The organism is Streptomyces sp. P6-2-1, assembly GCF_050613165.1.
GTDB lineage: Bacteria > Actinomycetota > Actinomycetes > Streptomycetales > Streptomycetaceae > Streptomyces.
Map to the genome: position 1 here is coordinate 5,988,740 of NZ_CP192513.1, position 18,941 is coordinate 6,007,680.

Annotated in this window: 8 protein-coding genes; 4 read left to right on the forward strand and 4 right to left on the reverse strand. The window is 70.3% G+C overall.

From position 1 onward, the window contains the following. Positions 1–91: 91 nt before the first annotated feature. Genes fahA through ACQYWQ_RS25305 form a run of 3 tightly spaced genes read right to left on the reverse strand, consistent with a single transcriptional unit; the run spans position 92 to position 3,356 of the window. A complete protein-coding gene (fahA, locus tag ACQYWQ_RS25295; RefSeq protein WP_431037730.1) occupies positions 92–1,306 on the reverse strand; it encodes a fumarylacetoacetase in 1,215 nt (404 codons plus the stop codon). Then, positions 1,303–2,157, reverse strand: a complete 855-nt coding sequence (locus tag ACQYWQ_RS25300) for a hypothetical protein (protein WP_431037731.1) — start codon at positions 2,155–2,157, stop codon at positions 1,303–1,305. The genes fahA and ACQYWQ_RS25300 overlap by 4 nt, the downstream gene beginning before the upstream one ends. Then, complete coding sequence (locus tag ACQYWQ_RS25305; RefSeq protein ID WP_431037732.1) at positions 2,154–3,356, reverse strand: homogentisate 1,2-dioxygenase; 1,203 nt, start codon at positions 3,354–3,356, stop codon at positions 2,154–2,156. The genes ACQYWQ_RS25300 and ACQYWQ_RS25305 overlap by 4 nt, the downstream gene beginning before the upstream one ends. Positions 3,357–3,633: 277 nt before the next feature. On the opposite strand from ACQYWQ_RS25305, the gene ACQYWQ_RS25310 reads away from it, so the two are divergent. Together ACQYWQ_RS25310 and ACQYWQ_RS25315 are read left to right on the forward strand one after the other, a co-directional pair. Beyond that, positions 3,634–4,359, forward strand: coding sequence for an IclR family transcriptional regulator (locus tag ACQYWQ_RS25310; protein ID WP_431037734.1), 726 nt, complete (start codon positions 3,634–3,636; stop codon positions 4,357–4,359). 80 nt (positions 4,360–4,439) lie between these two features. Continuing rightward, a complete protein-coding gene (locus ACQYWQ_RS25315; protein ID WP_431037736.1) occupies positions 4,440–4,664 on the forward strand; it encodes an antitoxin in 225 nt (74 codons plus the stop codon). 276 nt (positions 4,665–4,940) lie between these two features. Here ACQYWQ_RS25315 and ACQYWQ_RS25320 read toward each other — a convergent pair whose 3' ends face one another. After that, positions 4,941–6,905 carry a tachylectin-related carbohydrate-binding protein gene (locus tag ACQYWQ_RS25320; RefSeq protein WP_431037737.1) on the reverse strand — a complete coding sequence of 655 codons (1,965 nt, stop codon included), beginning with the start codon at positions 6,903–6,905 and terminating at the stop codon, positions 4,941–4,943. Between the two features lie 341 nt (positions 6,906–7,246). Between ACQYWQ_RS25320 and ACQYWQ_RS25325 the strand changes: the two genes are divergently transcribed. Continuing rightward, complete coding sequence (locus tag ACQYWQ_RS25325; RefSeq protein WP_431037738.1) at positions 7,247–16,927, forward strand: DNRLRE domain-containing protein; 9,681 nt, start codon at positions 7,247–7,249, stop codon at positions 16,925–16,927. A 1,402-nt stretch (positions 16,928–18,329) separates the two neighbouring features. Beyond that, positions 18,330–18,902 (forward strand): hypothetical protein, encoded by a 573-nt coding sequence (locus ACQYWQ_RS25330; RefSeq protein WP_431037739.1) that lies wholly within the window; start codon positions 18,330–18,332, stop codon positions 18,900–18,902. Positions 18,903–18,941 lie beyond the last annotated feature (39 nt).

An 18,941-nucleotide genomic window follows, 5' to 3' on the forward strand; every position in this document is an offset into this window, starting at 1 on the left:
CGCGAAATCTCCACTTCCGGCGCGGAAACGCCAGGAAAACGGGCGTGCGGGAAGCGGTGGCGCCGGGCCCGCCTGTCCTGTATCCGGCGTCTCATGACCGATCCCCGGCCGGTGCGGGCGCGATCCTCCCCGTCACCTCGCCGAAGCCGATCACCGTGCCGTCCGCGCCCGGCGCCGTCGCCGTGATCGTCACCTCGTCGCCGTCCTCCAGGAAGGCGCGGCTCGTCCCGTCGGCGAGGTTGAGCGGCTTCTCGCCGCCCCACGTCAGCTCCATCAGGCAGCCGCGCTCCCCGGGCTCAGGGCCGCTCACCGTGCCCGAGGCGTAGAGGTCCCCGGTACGCAAGGAGGCGCCGTTGACCGTCATATGGGCCAGCATCTGCGCCCCCGTCCAGTACATCGCCGAGAACGGCGGCCGCGCGACGCACTCCCCGTTCAAACGGACCTCCAGGCGCAGGTCCAGGCCCCAGTCCTCCGTCTCGCGCAGGTAAGGGCGCAGCTCGTGGGCCCGCTCGGGGGGAGCCACCCGGGCCGCCCCCAGGGCCTCCAGGGGCACGACCCACGGGGACACGGACGTCGCGAACGACTTCGCGAGGAACGGCCCGAGCGGTACGTACTCCCACGCCTGGATATCGCGCGCCGACCAGTCGTTGACGAGGCACACGCCGAAGACGTGCTCGGTGAACGCGTCCGTGGCGACCGGAGCGCCGAGTTCCGAGCCCGTACCGACGACGAAGCCGACCTCGGCCTCGATGTCGAGCCGCGCCGATGGCCCGAAACCGGGCAACTCGCCCTCGGCGGGCCTTTTCTGGCCACGCGGCCGGACGACGGGCGTACCCGAGGCGACGACCGTGCCCGCGCGCCCGTGGTAGCCGATCGGGAGGTGTCTCCACTGCGGCGTCAGCGGCTCGGCGCCCGGGCGGAACATGCGGCCCACGTTCGCCGCGTGGTGCTCCGAGGCGTAGAAGTCGACGTAGTCGGCGACCTCGAAGGGGAGATGGAGCCGCACCGAGTCGAGCGGGTACAGGTGCGGCGTGACGGCCGCGCGGTGGCGGGCGTCGGTGAGGAGCGAGGTCAGCTCGGCACGTACCGCCGTCCAGCGGGTGCGGCCCTGCGCGAGGAAGGGGTTGAGCGCGTCGTGCGCGAACGTGCCGTCCCCGAGCACGGCGGCGGCGTCGAGGACGTGCGCGCCGATCGCGACGCCGACGCGGGGCCGCGTGTCGCCCGCGGGCGTGAACACGCCGTAGGGGAGGTTCTGGAGCGGGAAGGGGGAGCCCGCGGGCACATCGGCCCAGGTGGCGGCGGTCATACGGGAGTCTCCTGGTACGTACGGGGGATGCCGAGCAGGTCCGCTGCCTGCCGGACGGGGGTCGAAGTGCTGCACGAGCCGTACGAGACGAGCAAGCGCCGCGCGGCGCGGGCGCCCGCGCCGCCCAGCGCGTGCGCGCGCCGCGCGAGGCGTTGCGCGTCCTCCGTCTCCAGGACCGCCACCACCTCGCCCGTGGTCGCGCCCCCGGCGGCGGCCGCGGTGGCGAGCAGCAGGTTGAGGTAGCCGTGGTGGCGGAATCCGGTCGCGGGCGCGGTGTGCCGTACCGCTTCGTGCAGCCCGGCCGTCGCCTTGAACGGAATGCCCGCGCGGGCACAGGCCACGAGCCACGCGGCGACCTCGGGCGCCGTCGGGAACAGCTCCGCGCGGACGCCGCCGCAGCGCAGCTTGGCGCCCACGGGCCGGTCGAGCGCGGCCAGTTCGGTGAGCAGGGGCTCGAAGGCGGCACGCGCGGCCGGTTCCGCGTACACCGGTACGCCGTCAGGCACCGCGGCCACCACCTCGCGCACCCCTCCGGGGAACCTGGCGAGCGGCGCCTCGACGAGCGCGAGGCGCAGCCGCGGATCGGCGGCGAGCGCCGCGCAGTCGTCGGCGAGTCCCTCCGCGCCCCGGTCGGCGACGAGACCGAGCGCGAAGGAGTCGTCCGCGCGCAAACCGGCGCGCATCAGGCCCAATTGACTCGCGGGGACGAGGAAGCGGTGCGTGTGCACCGGGTGTCCTGCGGCGAGGTCCGCACGGTGCCGGGCGAGCGCGCGGTCCATCGGCAGCGCGGTCGGCGGGAAGAGGCCCGCGTCGTCGACGAGCGCGGCGAGCAGCGCGGCGGGCACGGTCATGCCTGCGGCCCCCGTCCCGCCCACGTCCACGCGTAGGCGCCGTCGTCGCTCGCGAGGCCGCCCTCGCCCAGTTCGAGCGGCCGGAACGTGTCGACCATGACGGCGAGTTCGTCGAAGAAATCCACCCCCACCGAGCGCTCGTACGCCCCCGGCTGCGGCCCGTGGCTGTGCCCGCCCGGGTGCAGCGAGACCGAGCCCTGCCCGATCCCCGAACCCTTGCGCGCCTCGTAGTCGCCGCCGCAGTAGAACATCACCTCGTCGCTGTCGACGTTCGAGTGGTAGTACGGCACAGGGACGGACAGCGGGTGGTAGTCCACCTTGCGCGGCACGAAGTTGCAGATGACGAAGTGGGTGCCCTCGAAGACCTGGTGCACGGGCGGCGGCTGGTGGACCCGCCCGGTGATCGGCTCGAAGTCCGCGATGTTGAAGGTGTACGGGTACAGGCAGCCATCCCAGCCGACGACGTCGAAGGGGTGTTCGGCCTGCGTGAAGCGCGTCCCGACGACCTCGCCGCCGGCGCCCCTGTGCTTCACCAGGATCGTGACGTCCTGCCCCTCGCTCGCGGTGAGTTCCGTGGGCCCGTGCAGATCGCGCTCGCAGTACGGGGCGTGTTCGAGCAGCTGCCCGTACCGCGAGAGGTAGCGGGCGGGCGGGGCGATGTGGCTGTTGCCCTCGACGCAGTAGACACGCAACGGCTCGTCCCCCTCGGGCAGCCAGCGGTGCGTCGTCGCGCGCGGGAGCAGCACGTAGTCCCCGGCGCGCGCCGTGAGCCGCCCGAAGACGGTCTCGACGACCGCGCGGCCCGACTCGACGTACACGCACTCGTCCCCGAGCCCGTTGCGGTACAGCGGCGAGGGCGCTCCCGCGACCGCGTACGAGATCCGCACGTCACCGTTGCCGAGCACGAGCCGCCGCCCCGTCACGACGTCCGCGTCCCGCCAGCGCTCGCCCTTGACCAGGCCGTGCAGTGCGAAGTGGCGCGGCAGGAGCGGGTGGTTGGGGATGGTGCGCTGGTCGGGCAGCTCCCAGACCGTGGAATCGGTGATCGCGGAGGGCAGGTGGCGGTGGTAGAGGAGCGAGGAGTCCGAGGAGAAGCCCTCCTCACCCATCAACTCCTCGTAGTACAAGCCGCCTTCGGGAGTGCGGTGCTGGGTGTGGCGCTTGGGGGGCACGTCGCCGAGGGCGCGGTAGTGGGGCACGGGGTCTCCTCTCGCCCGGGTGCGGGCGCTCTGCCGGTGCGGCCCGCCGGGTCGTACGGGCCGCCGTGTACGAGCAGACTTCCCCGTCCGGGCGCGCGAGGTCGTCGTGGTGTCACCCGGACGGGGCGGCAACGCGGTGCGGATCGGCTCCGCGGTGCGCTTGGTGGCATGGTGTTGCGATTATCGAGACATGCGGGATTGAATGTTGCAACACTGTGCGGAGACGGCCCGTGCCACGTCAAGGGACCGGGCCGAAAGTGACGGCTAAGGAGTGCGAATGACGGCGCGTGAGGCTGACAAGGGGCGCGGGGCCGCGCCCGCGCGCCGGGCGGACGGGGCGCAGACGCTGGAGCGCGGGCTCGGCGTGCTGCGGATGCTCGCCGAGGCGCCGCACGGGCTGCGAGCCTCGGAGGTCGCCGCGGCACTCGGCGTCCACCGCTCGATCGCGTACCGGCTGCTCACCGCGCTGACCCGCAGCCACTTCGCGGCACGCGACGCGGCCGGGCGCTACCGCGTGGGCGTCGCCTTCTACACGCTCGCGCGGCGCGCCCGTCCGCCGCTCGTCGACGTCGCGATGCCGGTGCTGCGCGGCCTCGCCGTCGAACTCGGCGCCACCGCCTGCCTCGTGGTCCCCGACGGCGCGCACGCCGTCGCCGTCGCCGTCGTCGAACCCCCGGGACCTGGGCCGCGCTTCTCGTACGGGGTCGGCAACCGCGACCCGCTCGACCGCGGCTCGGCGGGGCTCGCGCTGCTCTCGGCCTCGGAGCCGCTCCCCGGCGAACCCGGGCGCGTCGCGGAGGTCCGCGCGCGCGGCTGGGCCGTCACGCACGAGGAGATCACGCCCGGCACGATCGGTATCGCGGCTCCCGTCCGCGTCCCCGAACCCGGGGACCCCGCGGCGATCAACGTCATCACCCACCGCCCGTCCGTCGCGGAGCGCGCGATCCCGCTGGTCGTGGCGGCGGCGGGACGGATGGCGGAGCTGCTCGCGGGGGAGGACTGAGGCGGGGGCCGTGGGATGATCGGGGCCCCGTGCGCGCGACGACTGCGCGAGACGACCGCGGAGACGAGAAGGAGCCCGGAATGCCAGGGTTGTTCGACAATCTGAAGAACCTCAAGGAGAAGGCCGAGGAACTGGCCGGGGAGCACAGCGAGAAGATCGCGGGCGGCCTGGAGAAGGCCGGCGACTTCATCGACACCCGCACGGACGGCAAGTACAGCGCGAAGATCGACACGGGCGTCGACAAGGCGCAGGACTTCGTCGAGAAGCTGGGCGAGAAGCGGAAGACGGACACGGACAAGGACTGAGCCCGTCGGGCGGGGAGGGGGCCTCCGGGAGGGGGGCCGTCCGGAACGGGGCCCTTCGGGAGGGGGGCCGTCCGGAACGGCCCTCCGGGAGGGGCCGCTCGGGCGGGGCCGTCCGGTCCGGGGCTGGGAGGGAGGGCGGGGCGCTCCGGCGGTACGTGGAACGACGCCGTGCGCCGGAGGCGGGCCCCCGCCCCTCCCAGCCGCGGCGGGGCCGGGCGGGGGCGCCCTCCCGGCGCCTCGCGCCTCAGCGGCTCACCGCGTCACCCCGTCGCCCCGTCACCGCTTCGGCGGAGCCGGAAGCGCGCGTGCCGTGAAGACCGGCGCGGGCCCGGGCTCCGGCGCCTTCGCCGCGGGGGAGGAGCGCCGCAGCGTGGGCGCCACCTCGTAGACGCGCGTCTGGTTGCTGCTGGTGCGGAAGGTGTATGCCCAGGTGGGGCCAGAGGCGTTGGTGTAGGTGAACGCGGTCGGGTCCGTCGCCGAGGACTCGAAGCTCACCTGCTGCCACGTGCGCCAGCTCCCCGAACCCTGGGTCTGTTCGCCGGTGCTGTAGACGTAGCCGTCCTCGCTCCGGGCGACGATCTCGGTGATGCCGGTCAGGGGGCTGACGACGACCGAGGGCGTACCCGCGAAGGCGCGGTCACCGACCTCGCCGAAAGCCGCAGGGAAGGCGGCGCCCTCGGACGGCTGGCTCACGGTGACGACGCGGCCGCTCGTGGCGCGCGCGTAGACGCCGAGCCGGTAGCCCGGATAGACCACGACGGCGGGGGCACCGGTGACGGCCTGGTCGCCCACGGCGGTCCAGGCGCCGACGGCTCCGCCGGAGAAGGCCGCCGTACGCAGCACGCCGGTCGTGTCCGTACCGAAGAGCTGAACGCCGTCGCGCACGGTGACGGCGGTGAGCGAGCCCGTCAGCCCGTCGCCGCTCAGCGGCAGCCAGCCGGCGAAGTCCGTGCGGTACCAGGGCTTGCCGTCCGCGTCCACGGCGAACTGCGTGACGGCCCCGGCAGGCGTCCTGGCGGTGACCGGGTGTCCTGCCATCGCCCCGGCGAAGTTGTACCAGTCCTCCCAGTCGGGGCTGCTCGCCGCGTGGCGCCGGAACCAGACCTGACTGTTCACGTTCTGCGCGGTGAGCGCGGTGCGACCGTCCGTCAGCTCCGTGAGCTGGGGTCGGCCCGAGAAGGCATCGTCGCCCGAAACGGTCGCCCAGCGTACGGAGTTGAAGTCCGAGGGGTCGGTCTGCCTGCCGTGCACGAGCCGCCCGATGTTGTCGGTGTAGGCGTACTCGATCTCACCGCCGGCGGCCTGGAGGACGCTGTTGGGCGTGAAGGGATCGACGGCGATGACGGGGGCCGGCGGGGTGTGCGAAGCGGTGAGACGGCAGGAGGCCACGGACCCGGCCACACTCGTGTAGGCCGCGACGTAGGCGCCGCCCCCCAGGAGGTCGTTGTACGGGGCGAAGGCGCCGGTGTCCTCGTGGAAGCGGTAGTGGCGGACCTCCCCGCTCGGCAGCACGCGCAGCAGTACGTCGCCGCCGAAGGAGGTGAGATCCTCCGTCTGCCGCCAGTCGGCCGCGCTGACCTCGCGGTCGCGTTCGAGCCAGCGCTGACTCGCGAAGTCGTAACGGGAGCGCAGCAGACGGCCGTTCGCGGAATCCACCCCGTAGAGCACGCCGTCATCGGCGGCGACGATCATGGAGAAGCGCCCCCAGCCCGATGCCGTCTTCTTGCTCCCGCCCGCGGGTTCCCACGTCTTGGTGTCGCTCAGGTAGCGCGTCCAGCGCAGGTCGCCGTCGTCGTCGATGAACCACAGGTGCCCCGTGGTGTCGATGGTGATCTTGTTCCGCTTCGCGTCCAGGCGGTAACCGCCGTACCCCGTACTGATCTTCTGGTGGTGGACGTCCCAGGTGCCGGAGGCGTCCCTGTGGCTGAAGTAGAGGCCGTCGGACTTGATCCCGTAGAACGTGGCGCTCGGACCGGCGAGGACGCGGGGGTACTGCTCCCACCCCGTGTCGATGGTCGTCGAGGCGGGCCAGCCGCCCGTGCCGCCGGCGGGGTCGCTCAGGCTGCGGCGCAGCAGCCCGCCGCTTGAGGTGACCGAGTAGAGGGCGCCGGTCGACGCGCAGTTCACGTCGTCCGCCGCGTGCGCCGTGGCCGACAGCGTCAGCGTCAGGGGGAGCGCGGCCAGCGCGGCCGTGCACGCGGTCAGGCGTCGGCCCCATGACCTTCCTGCAACGGGTCTCATCAATGTCCTTCCGGCTCAAGGGACTTCGGGGGAGGGGGAAGGGACTGCCTCGCGATCACGGCGCTTCCCGCAGAGGACGCTAGGCGGGCTTCAGCGAACGAAGCAGTGGCGTACGTGTGAACAGCGGGGGGTGAAAGAAGGCGGGGAAGTGACGAGTCGGTGTGCGTCTGGACGGAATCTTCACGAGAGGCACAGACTCCGGCTGTCACTTGTGGCGTGCCGTGATCTGAGGGGGAACTGTGCCTGCCTGCAAGAGGGTTGACCGCGGACGAAGGTCCCGCGGATTCAGGCGCGGCCGGTGGGCGGCACTCCTCGGGCTCCTGCTGACCTCCGTGCTGGCGGTGAGTTCGCTCGCCCTGACGGACACCGGCATCCCCCTCTTTTCGAAGGCGCCGCACGGGCGTTCGGCACCCGAGCAGCGCTGGGGCAGCGCCGGGGGCAGGGAACACCTCGTCGGCGGAAAGAACACCAACACGGAGGTCCCCCGGACCTTGCGGGCGAAATACCCGGCCCAGCAGGCGAGGAGGAGTCCGGCGGCCGCCGCCAAAGCCCGCAACAAGGCAGAGGTCGTTACCCCGCCGACCACGCGGGTCAAAGGCTTCGACACCGCGCACAGCAAGGAACTCCGCGCCGAACGCACGGGGTTCAGCAGGTCCTACGCCAACGAGGACGGCACCAGAACCACCGAGCTGTCCCCCACCCCGCTCAACTACCGCGACGACAAAGACACATGGCAGCCCATCCGCACCGAGCTGCGTGAGGACGCCGACGGCTGGCACAACACCGCCGACGCGGTCGCCGTGCGCATCGGCCGACAGGCGGACACCCCACGCCTGGCCACCGTCGAACTCCCCGGCGGCACCGGCCTGTCGTACGGCCTCCAGGGCGCTGCCGGGGTGGAGGGGCACGCCGACGGCGCCACGGTCACGTACCACGACGTCCTCGACGAGACCGATCTGACGCTGGAGTCCCAGGCGGGCGGCGTGAAGGAAACGCTGGTCCTGCGCTCCGCCGACGCCCCGGCCACCTTCCTCTTCCCGCTCGCCCCGCACGGGCTGACCGCCCGCCTCGTGGACGGCGCCGTCCAGCTGACCGATGCCGGCAAGCGCGTGGTGGCGGTCGTTCCCGCCCCCTTCATGGAGGACTCGGGGCGCGGCGGCGACGAAGGGGCCCCCGCCCGCTCGGACAAGGTCACCTACGACCTCGTCACCCGGCCGGACGGCGGCCAGGCGCTCAGGATCGCCGCCGACCCCGAATGGCTGCACGCCCCCGAGCGCGTCTTCCCGGTCAGGATCGACCCCTCCGTGGACACCTCGTCCGCCGGGACCAGCGCCTACGTCAGAAGCGGCGCCTCATCGGTCGTCGGGACCAACGAACTACAGGTCGGCAAGGGCGCCGAAGGCACGAGCGCCGCCTACCTGGGATTCCCCTCCCTGGACGAGGAGCTGGGCCACCACAAGATCTTCGGCGCCCAGCTCCAGCTCGCCAACTACGACTCCGCGTCCTGCAAGGCACGCCCGGTCTCCGTCCACCCCGTCACCGAGCCCTGGTCCGCGGGCACCGGCCTCGCCTACCCGGGCCCCGCCGTCGGCGGCAGCCTCGCGTCCAAGTCCTTCGCCCACGGCTACATCGCCCTCGGCGCCTCCACGTCCGCCTGCCCCGCCGCCGCCGAACTCTTCGACCTCGGCAAAGCAGGCCGCGACCTCGTCCAGCGCTGGGCCGACGGAACCCAGCCCAACTACGGCCTGTCCGTACGGGCTTCGGCCACCGACTCCCTCGGCTGGAAGAAGTTCGCCGGGCACGGCACCGCCAACCCGCCCAAGCTGTACGTCACCCACTCGCCGTACAACGCGAGCTACTCCTTCGCCCAGCCCGTCCCCGACCCGCCGGTCCTCCAGAACCAGAACGGCCAGGTCAAGCTCACCGTCACCAACAAGGGCTCCCAGACCTGGACACCCGGCACCTACTACCTCGCCTACCGGGCGTACGACAAGACCGGCAAGCTCGTCACCCAGCAGCGCGCGGCGAACCTCACCACCAACGTCGCGTACGGCGCCAAAACCACCCTCACCGCCACCATCAAGGCGCTGCCCCCCGGCACGTACCTGCTCGACTTCAGCATGGTCCGCTCCGGCGGACCGGTCTTCACCGACGAACAAGTGGCACCCGGGCGGCTCTCCCTCCAGGTCTTCGACATCGCCCCCGTGATCCGCGAGCAGTACCCGCCCAACGGCTACCAGGCGCAGACGCTCACGCCCCAACTGTGGGCCGCCGCCGTGGACATCGACGCGCCCGCCGGGTCCACGCTCCAGTACAAATTCGAGATCTGCGCGCAGGACGACGCGGGCGAGCCCGCCGACTGCACGACCTCCGCCTACCAGCCGAGCCCCGCCTACCCCGTCCCCGCGGGCAGGCTCTCCTGGGACAGGACCTACCTGTGGCGCGGCTTCGTCAAGGACGCGAGCAACGAGGTGCCCACGGCGCGCGTCGCGATGCTCACCTCCGTCCCGCAGCCGGAGATCACCTCCCGGCTCACCGAGGGCCAGGAACTGGAATTCGACCCCCAGGTGGGCAACTACGCCACCTCGGCCGTCGACGCCTCACTCGCGGGCGTCGGCCCTGACATGACGCTCGTACGCACCTACAACAGCCTCGACTCCCGCGGCGACCTCGCCTTCGGCAGCGGCTGGACCACCCGCTACGACATCCGGCTCACCCCCGACGACGACGGCACGGGAAACGTGGTCATCCGCTACCCGGACGGCCGCGACGTCCGCTTCGGCAAGAACCCCGACGGCACCTACGCACCCCCGCCCGGCCGCTTCGCCACCCTGACGCACGACACCGCGGCCGGTACGTGGACCCTGCGGGACAAGTCGGGGACCACGTACGCCTTCAGCAGCACCGGTCTCCTCGTCAGGACCACGGACGCCACCTCCAACGTCGTCACCTACACCTACTCCGGCGGCAGACTCGCCAAGGCCGAGAACCCCCGCAGCGCACGCTCCCTGACCTTCACCTGGACCGGCGCCCACGTCACGCGGGTCACCACCACCCCGGTGGACGGGGCCCCGCTCGCCTGGACGTACTCCTACACCGGCGACGTGCTCGACAAGGTCTGCGACCCCGCAGGAGGTTGCACCGGCTACGACTACACCTCCGGGAGCCACTACGCGGCAGGCGTACGGGATACGCGCCCCGAGTCCTACTGGCGGCTCGGCGACAGCGAGGGCACATCGGCGGAGAGCACCATCGAGGTCAACCTCGGCAAGGACCGGGGCACTTACACGGACGTCGCCCTCGGCACCACGGGCTCGGCCGCCGGGGACACCTCCACCGCCGCCACCTTCAACGGCACCACGTCCCGGGTCACCCTGCCGGGCGGTGTCCTCAAATCCAGCAGGGACGCGGCCGTCGAGGTCTGGTTCAAGACCCTCCCGGGCGGTACCGGCGGACCGCTCGTCGGCTACCAGGACAAGGAGTGGGGCACGGCCCCCACCACCGGCGTACCCACCCTCTACGTCGGCACCGACGGCAAGCTGCGCGGGCAGTTCTGGGACGGCACCGCCCACCCGATGACCGCCACGACGGCGAACGTCAACGACGGCAACTGGCACCACGCCGCGCTCTCCGCGTCCGGCACCGGCCAGACCCTCTACCTGGACGGGAAACAGGCCGCCACGCTCGACGGCGGCCAGCTCCGGGCGGGGGAACTCACGTACAACCAGATCGGCGCCGCCCGCCCCAGCTCCCCGGCCGGCTGGCCGGGCTGGGGCGGCGCGCAGGCGCGCTCCTTCGCCGGAGCGATCGACGACGTCGCCGTCTACCACCACCCGCTGGGGCTCCCGGCCGTCTCCACGCACTACGCCCTGGGCACCGAGCCCGCCGCCCTGCTCACGAGGACCACACTCCCCAGCGGCCGCACCGCCGCCGAGATCTCCTACGACACCGCGCGCGACCGCGTGCGCGAGTACACCGACGCCAACGGAGGGACCTGGGAACTGGGCCCCCCGGCCGTCTTCGGCGACGAGGACGACCTGCGCCGCACCGTCGAGGTCCACGACCCGGTCGGGCAGCCGTACTACTACGAGTACGACGGCATGACCTCGCAGCTCATCCGCTACGGCGAACCCCTCGGCCTGGGCGTACGGCAGTACGACGAGCAGCCCGAGCCCTCGCCCTCCCCGCCCGACCCCGTCGAGACGTGCACCGACCCCGATCCTGGCGACCCCACCTTCTGCACCACCCCGCCGGGCAACGACGACGGCAGCCCGGACTTCATCCGGCACCCCGTGGACGGCGTGGCCATCCGCAGCTACACCTACGACGACCGCGGCTACCAGACCGCCGTCACCAGCGAGACCGGCGACACCGTCACCCTCGGCCACGACGACAGGGGCAACGTCACCACCCGCACCACCTGCCGGTCCCCGGGCGACTGCTACACGTCCTACACCACCTATCCGGCGGACCCGGACGACGACGACCTGCGCGCCGACCTCCCCACCGAGGTCCGGGACGCCCGCTCCACCGGCGCGAGCGACAACCGCTACCGCACCACCTCCACGTACGACACCAAGGGCAACCTGCTGACGCAGAAGAACCCCGACGGCGGCACCGTCACCAACGTCTACACCACCGGCGTGGAACCGGCACGCGACGGCGGCAACACCCCCACCGGGCTCCTGAAGACCAGCACCGACCCGCGCGGCGCCGTCACCCGCTACGCCTACTTCACCAGCGGGGACATCGCCGAGGTCGTCGAGCCCTCCGGCCTCACGACCCGCTTCACGTACGACGCGATCGGGCGCCGCGTCAGCGCGACGGAGATCTCCGACAGCGAGCCCGCGGGCGTCACCACGACGTACACCTACGACCAGCTCTCGCGCCTCGTCTCCAGCCTGGACCCGAAGGTCGGCGACGCCGTCACGGGAGCGCGGCACCAGCAGCGCACCACGACCACCTACGACGCCGACGGCATCGTGACCGCCACCGGCATCGACGACGTGATCGGCGCCGACCCGCCGCGCGCGATGACGTACGAACTGGACGAGTACGGCCGCCCCGTGCGCGTCACCGACGCCGAGGGCAACGAGACCTCCTACGGGTACGACCCCTTCGGCAACCAGACCTTCATGGTCGACGGCAACGGCAACCGCTTCACCTACGCCTACACCGCGCGGAACATGATCGCCGAGGTACGGCTCACGGACTGGGACGGCGACCCCGGGGACGCGGACGCCTCCGACGGCGACCTGGTCACCCAGTCCTACGCCTACGACATGGCCGGGCGCCTCGCCCAGCAGACGGACGCGATGGGCCGCACCCTGGAGTACCAGTACTACGGCGACGACCTGGTCAAGTCCGTCGTCCTCAAGGACTTCCACGACGCCGACGGCACCACCCGCGACCTCGTCGTGGAAGCCGACGAGTACGACGGCGCGGGCAACGTCACCAAGGAGACGACGGACAACGGCAGGACCGTCACCGAGACCGGCTACGACACCGTCGGCCGCGTCGCCTCCACCGTCACCGACCCCGCGGGACTCGCCCGCCGCACCACGTTCGCCTACGACCTGGCGGGCAACGTCACCACGACGAAGAACAGCGGCAACCCCTCCAACGTGCCGTGGCCGGTGAGCGCGAGCCCCGAACAGGTCGACTACGTCTACGACCTGGCCGGCAACGCCACCCAGGAGACCGTGCACAACGGCACCGCGACCCTGACCACCCGTTACGCCTACGACCAGCGTGGACTCACCCGGTCCGTCACCGACCCGGCGGGCCACACCACCGACTACGGCTACGACGCGCTGGGCCGCCAGATCTCCACCCTCGCCCCCGCGGTCGAGACCGAGCAGGACGGCGGCAGCCCGCAGGCCAGCCGCCCGCTGACCGTCGTCGGCCTCGACACCTACGGCGCCGCCACCTCCACGCAGGACCCGCTGGGCACCCTCACCCACGCCCGGTACGACCAGCTGGGCCGGCAGACCAGCGCGACGGGCGCCCCCTACACGGCACCCGGCGCGAGCACCCCCGTCACCCCGACCACCCAGTACCGCTACGACGCGCTCGGCAATCTCGTCGAGGCGACCGACCCGCTCGACCAGGTCAGCCGCTACACCTACGACCGGCTCAACCGGCTCACCGAGCGCGAGGAACCCGCGGGCACCGGCACCGACCGCGCCCACTGGACGTACACCTACACCCGCACAGGCGAGGTCCTCTCCGCCACCGGACCCACCGGCGCCCGCGCGGAGACCACCTACGACGACCTCGACCGCCCCGTCAGCCAGACCGAGATCGCACGCAAGCCCGTCCAGGACGCCTTCACCACGCACTACGCCTACGACGACGCGGGAAACGTCACCACGCGGACCGACCCCGGCGGCGCGCGGACGTCCTTCGCCTACGACAGCCTCGGCCAGATGACCCGGCTGACCGAACCCGGCGGCGCCGTCACCCAGTTCGGCTACGACCTGGCGGGCCGCGAGGTCCGCCGCTCCGACGGCCTCGGCCGCACCTCGTCCCTCCTCTACGACCAGGCGGGCAGGCTCGTCTCCGAATCCGACCTCGCGCCCGACAACAACCCGCTGCGGACCGTCGGTTACACCTACGACGACGCGGGCAACCTCACCGCGTCGACCGACCCGCTCGGCCACACCACCCGGTACGCCTACGACGCGCTCGGCCGTCTCACCACGCAGACCGAACCTGTCGGCGACACCACCTCGCTCACCACGTCCTTCGGCTACGACGCGGCCGGGCACCGCACCCGCTACACCGACGGCCGCGGCAACGCGACCTCGTACACCTACAACACACTCGGGCTCGCCGAGTCGGTCGTCGAACCCGCCACCGCGGCAGACCCGGACGCGGCCGACCGCACGTGGTCCACCGCCTACGACGCGGCAGGCCAGGCCGTCCGCGCCACCGCCCCCGGCGGCGTCACGCAGACACGCCGCTACGACCACGCGGGCCGACTGATCCAGGAGACCGGCACAGGCGCCGAGGCGGACACCGCCGAGCGGCACTACGGCTACGACGCGGCGGGCCGCCTGACCTCCGCGGGCACCCCCGAGGGCGACAACACCTACGCCTACGACGACCGCGGCCTCCTCCTGTCGGCCGAAGGACCCTCGGGCAAGGCCGACTACACCTACGACGACGACGGCCTGCTCACCAGCCGCACCGACGCCACGGGCACCGCGCAGTTCACCTACGTCACCCAGCAGTTGTCGACCGCGCGGGACTCCCTGACCGGCACGGCGCAGGCGTACGCGTACGACACATCGGGGATGCTCAGGCAGGTCTCCTACGGCGCGGGACAGCGCCGCTCCTACGGCTACGACGACCTCGGCCGCATCGACACCGACACGCTCGCCAACAGCGACGGGCAGACCGTCACGTCGATCGACTACGGCTACGACGACAACGACCACCTGACCTCGAAGAAGATCACCGGCGGCAACGCCGCGGACAACAGCTACGGCTACGACCAGGCGGGCCGCCTCACCTCCTGGACCGCGAACGGCACCACCACCGGCTACGCCTGGGACGCCTCGGGCAACCGGACCAAGGAGGGCGACAAGACCGCCGTCTACGACGAGCGCGACCGGGTGCGCTCCGACGGCGACTACACCTACACGTACACCTCGCGCGGGACCCTGGCATCGCGGACCAGCTCCGGGCTGACCGAGGACTTCGCCCACGACGCCTTCGACCGGCTCCTCCAGGCCGGCGACGTCTCCTACACGTACGACTCGCTCGACCGCGTCGCCTCCCGGAACGGCGTCGGCTTCTCCTACGCGGGGCTGAGCCCCGACCCGGTCAACGACGGCAGTTCCTCCTACGGCCGCGGCCCGATGGACGAACTCCTGTCGGTCGCCGAGAACGGCACCGCGCAGCTTTCGCTGAGCGACTCGCACGGCGACGTGGTCGGTGACTTCGACGCGCGCGACGCCGACCTGACGGAGCTGGCGGGTTCCGCCACGTACAGCCCGTTCGGCGAACGGACCGGCGCCGGAGCGGGCGACGACGGGGCGGTGGCGGGGGAACTGGGCTACCAGGGCGACTACACGGACCCGGACACCGAGCAGGTGAACATGGGTGCCCGGTGGTACGACAGCGGCACCGGCACCTTCGGCTCGCGGGACGCGGTGGACTACACGGGCGGCGCCTCCATCCTCGCCAACCGGTACACCTACGGCGCAGGCGCGCCGCTGGACTACGTGGACCCCGACGGGCACTGGCCCAGCTGCGGCTTCTGCAAGAAGGCGGTCTCCGGCCTCAAGAAGGCCGGCAGCGCGATCAAGAGCGCGGCCAAAAAGGTCGGCAGCGTCATCAAGAAGACCGCCAAGGCCGTCAAGAACGTCGTCAAGAAGACGATCAGGGCCGCCATCTCGGTGGTGAAGGCGGTCGGCAGGACCATCAGCAAAGCCGCGAGCTGGGTCTACCAGAAGGCCAGGTCGGCGATCGGCTGGGCGGCCCAGAAGGTGTCGTCGGCGGTCGCCTGGGTGGCGGGCAAATCGGCGTCCGCGGCGAAATCGGCGGCGGCCTGGGCCCGCGAGAAGGCCGAGGCGGCCGAACGAGCCGCCGTGGCCCGCGCGAAAGCCATCACCCAGAAGGCGAGGCAGGCGGTCACCTACGCGATACGCAACAGCCCGCTCCCCGAAATCGCCGCGGCAGTGAAACCGCTCATCTCCGTGACGAAGGACATCGTCTCGGCGGCGGCGAACCTCCCCGCCCAGGCCCTGTCCACCGCCCGCGACGTCATCGCGGACGCCGCGCAGGCGGCGACGGACCTGCGGGAGGCGATGGTCGCTGCGGCCGGTGAGGTCGTGGAGACGGTCTCCGCCGCGGTCGAGGCGGCGACGGAGTTCGCGCGCGCGGCGGCCCCCGTCCTGCTCGACGGGCTGAAGGCGGGCCTGGAGATCGCGGCCGACGTCTCGGGCTTCAACGACTTCAAGGACTGCCTCACCGAGGGCGACATGGAGGCGTGCGCCTGGGCGGCGGCCACGGTGGCAGGGGTGGCCCTCGGGGGCGCGGGAGCAGGAGCGGTCCGGGCGGCGAAGGCCGGCCGGATGGCGGGCAAGGCCGCCAAGTACGCGGACAGGTTCGCGGAGGCGGCCGAGAAGATCGAGACGGCCGCGGACTACACGTCCTGCGCCGTCGACGTGGCCGGGCTCGCGGCATCGGCCAACAGCTTCGCCGAGGGAACCCTGGTCCTGATGGCGGACGGCAGCCGCGAACCCATCGAGGACATCACCGAGGGCGACGAGGTCGAGGCCACCGACCCGACCACGGGCGACACGTCCCCCGAGAAGGTCACGGCCACCATCACCGGCAGCGGCACCAAGCACCTGGTCGACCTGACCCTGGACACGGACGGAGACAAGGGCGACGCCACGGCCCGCGTGACAGCGACGGAGGGCCACCCCTTCTGGGTCCCCGACCTGAAGAAATGGCGCGACGCCGGCGACCTCGAACCGGGCCAGTGGCTGAGCACGGGCCCCGGCACGAAGGCCCAGATCACAGCGGTACGGGCCTGGACCCAGACCACGACGGTCCACAACCTGACCGTGAACCGCACGCATACGTACTACGTGCTGGCGGGGGCGACGCCGGTCCTTGTCCACAATTGCGGAACGGGTCCCCGAGATGGTGCAGGTCTGGGTCCAGATGAACTCATGTCGAAGGCGGAAGGGCTTCGGGATGAGTACGCCGGAGAAATGGCCCAGCTCTCCAATAGAAAGAGGCCAGCCACTGTCACGGCTGGATACAATTCGGAGACCGGACAGTACGCCGCAGGTGCATCGTCTAAGGGTGTCTGCGCAGAGACTTGCGTTGTCAACCAGCTCGGAGGCGACCCGTCGAAGATTGTATTCACTACTGCCGTAAGGCCTCGGACTGGGGCGCCGATCAATATCTGCGTCTCATGTGAAGGCCAGTTCGGACGTAGTGGGTTCAAGGGGACGGGTACAGTGTTCGATTCAGACGTATTGAGACTCTTCGATGAATAACGCTTAAGGGTGGTTGGGGCCGATATGGACCTTGAACTGAGACGGCATTCCTGGGGATCACTCCAAGGAGTCTCTGGTGATGCTCGTGTACTCGGGGATGCTCTCTGGGACCTTTCCCGCGCTGGCAGCCGGGAGGTTGCGGTGGGCGCTGCGCGCCGGGTAGAGCAGGTCGCATTTGCGCAAGGACTTCTATGTGAAGCCTCAACCGCCTTGGCGTCTAGTCTCGTTCATTGTCTATGGCGCTGCTCGGACTATTCCGAAGATCTAATTCTAGGGCTTCTCTCGGATATTTCGGCCGCCGTGGTGAGCGAGGAGGATCCGGGCGTATACGGTCCGGCGTCCGAAGCGGAGTGCATGAAGGAGATCAGCCTAGGATATCCGGCCTACGTTGAGATTCTTGAAACGAGCGCAACGCTTGATTCTCGTACGGCTTGCATCGACCTAATTCTCATGTGTGGGCTATTTAGTAGCGAGCTGAGGTCTCGGTCCGTATATTTTCTGGAGAGTGCTCAAGGGCTAGCCGGGCTAGAGGGGAATCTAGGCCTAATTTCTGCCTCGATTGAAGAATTGCGAGACGCTGGCTAATTTTCTCGGAATGTTCGAGACATCTCCGATGGCAGGAGTGGTGTGTCGATGTTCAGGGATGAGCAGACTGACCTCCGTCGGATTTGATGTCGCCGAGGATCTGCCGAAGGCCCGCCGGAATGCTTCCGGCGGGCCTTCGGGGCTTTGACGGCAACGGTGACGGCAACGTCAGTGGACGACGGCTGCGATGGGTTGGCCATGCCCGACCCCAACCCGAACAGGACACCGGCCAAAGCCCACTCCGCCGCCCTCGCGCGCGTAGCCGTCTGACGGCAACGCCGACGGCGACAGGGGCGTACAGCACGGCACTTCCACGCACCCCCACGGACTGGTCGAATTCCGCTGACCTGCGAAAACGCAGATGACAGCACCTCAGCACGCATACGTACTATGTACTCGCGGGCGCGACGCCGGTCCTTGTCCACAATTGCAACCTCTCTGCGCGGGCGAGTAAAATTCACGCCGCTGAACCGGACGAGTTTGTTCGTAAAAACGTAAGTACGGTAGCTGTAATTAGGGCGGACACTCCTCATGGCCCGATCAACGTTGTTGCCGGATCTGGTGATGGTCTGACGCCCGCGCAGATGTCCGCCATTGGCAAGGGTGAGATCGTCGCCGACAACATTCCAGGCACTCACGCAGAGCAGAATGCCCTACTCTTCATTAATGACATGGGATGGACTCCCGTGTCAGGAGGCACGTCTCGTAACGTTTGCCTGGGTAGGTGTGCACCACTCATCCGAGGCACAGGCGGTAAGATGATGGGCGAGGTGTATCCCGGAAGTGGGACAACTACAACTCGCCAGAGGAGTTTTGAGTGGTAGTCGACGAGGCCGTTGAGGCCACCCTCCGAGAGCAGTCTCAGGACCAGGTTGCAACCTTCGTTGCGAGCTGTGCGGAGCGGATGGTGCAGATCTTCACGGGTTTGTGTGGCGACGATCCTGCGCGGAGGGGCGATGCTGATTTCATCGTCCGCGTCGTAGAGGATCTTTGGAATCCTGTAATTCCGGCAGAATCATTCCAGAGGTACGTGGCCTCTCTCGAGGGTTTCCAAGAGCTCGAACCGTCCGACGAAGAGATCGTCGAAGTGGGAGGAATTTATTCCTTCTACTCGGTGCTTGCGTTGCGTTACGCTGTCCTTTATCGCTCCCATGTCGATACTGAGGATGCACTCAAATGCGCGCACGCATGTCTGACGTCGATGGGGCAATTGGATCAGAACCTTCCGGGTGCTGAATTCTTCGCCCAGGAGGCCGAGTCTCAGCGTCGTGCGATTTCCGCTCCTCCTCTGGGGGTATTGAATGCGGGGCTTATTTCGCAACTCAGAGAGGGTGACCGAACCGCTAGCCGAGAGCGTCTGGTGGCGATTAAGAGTCGATTGGCGAGCTGACCCCAAAAGTAATCCAGGAGCCCCACCGAGGTACATTCT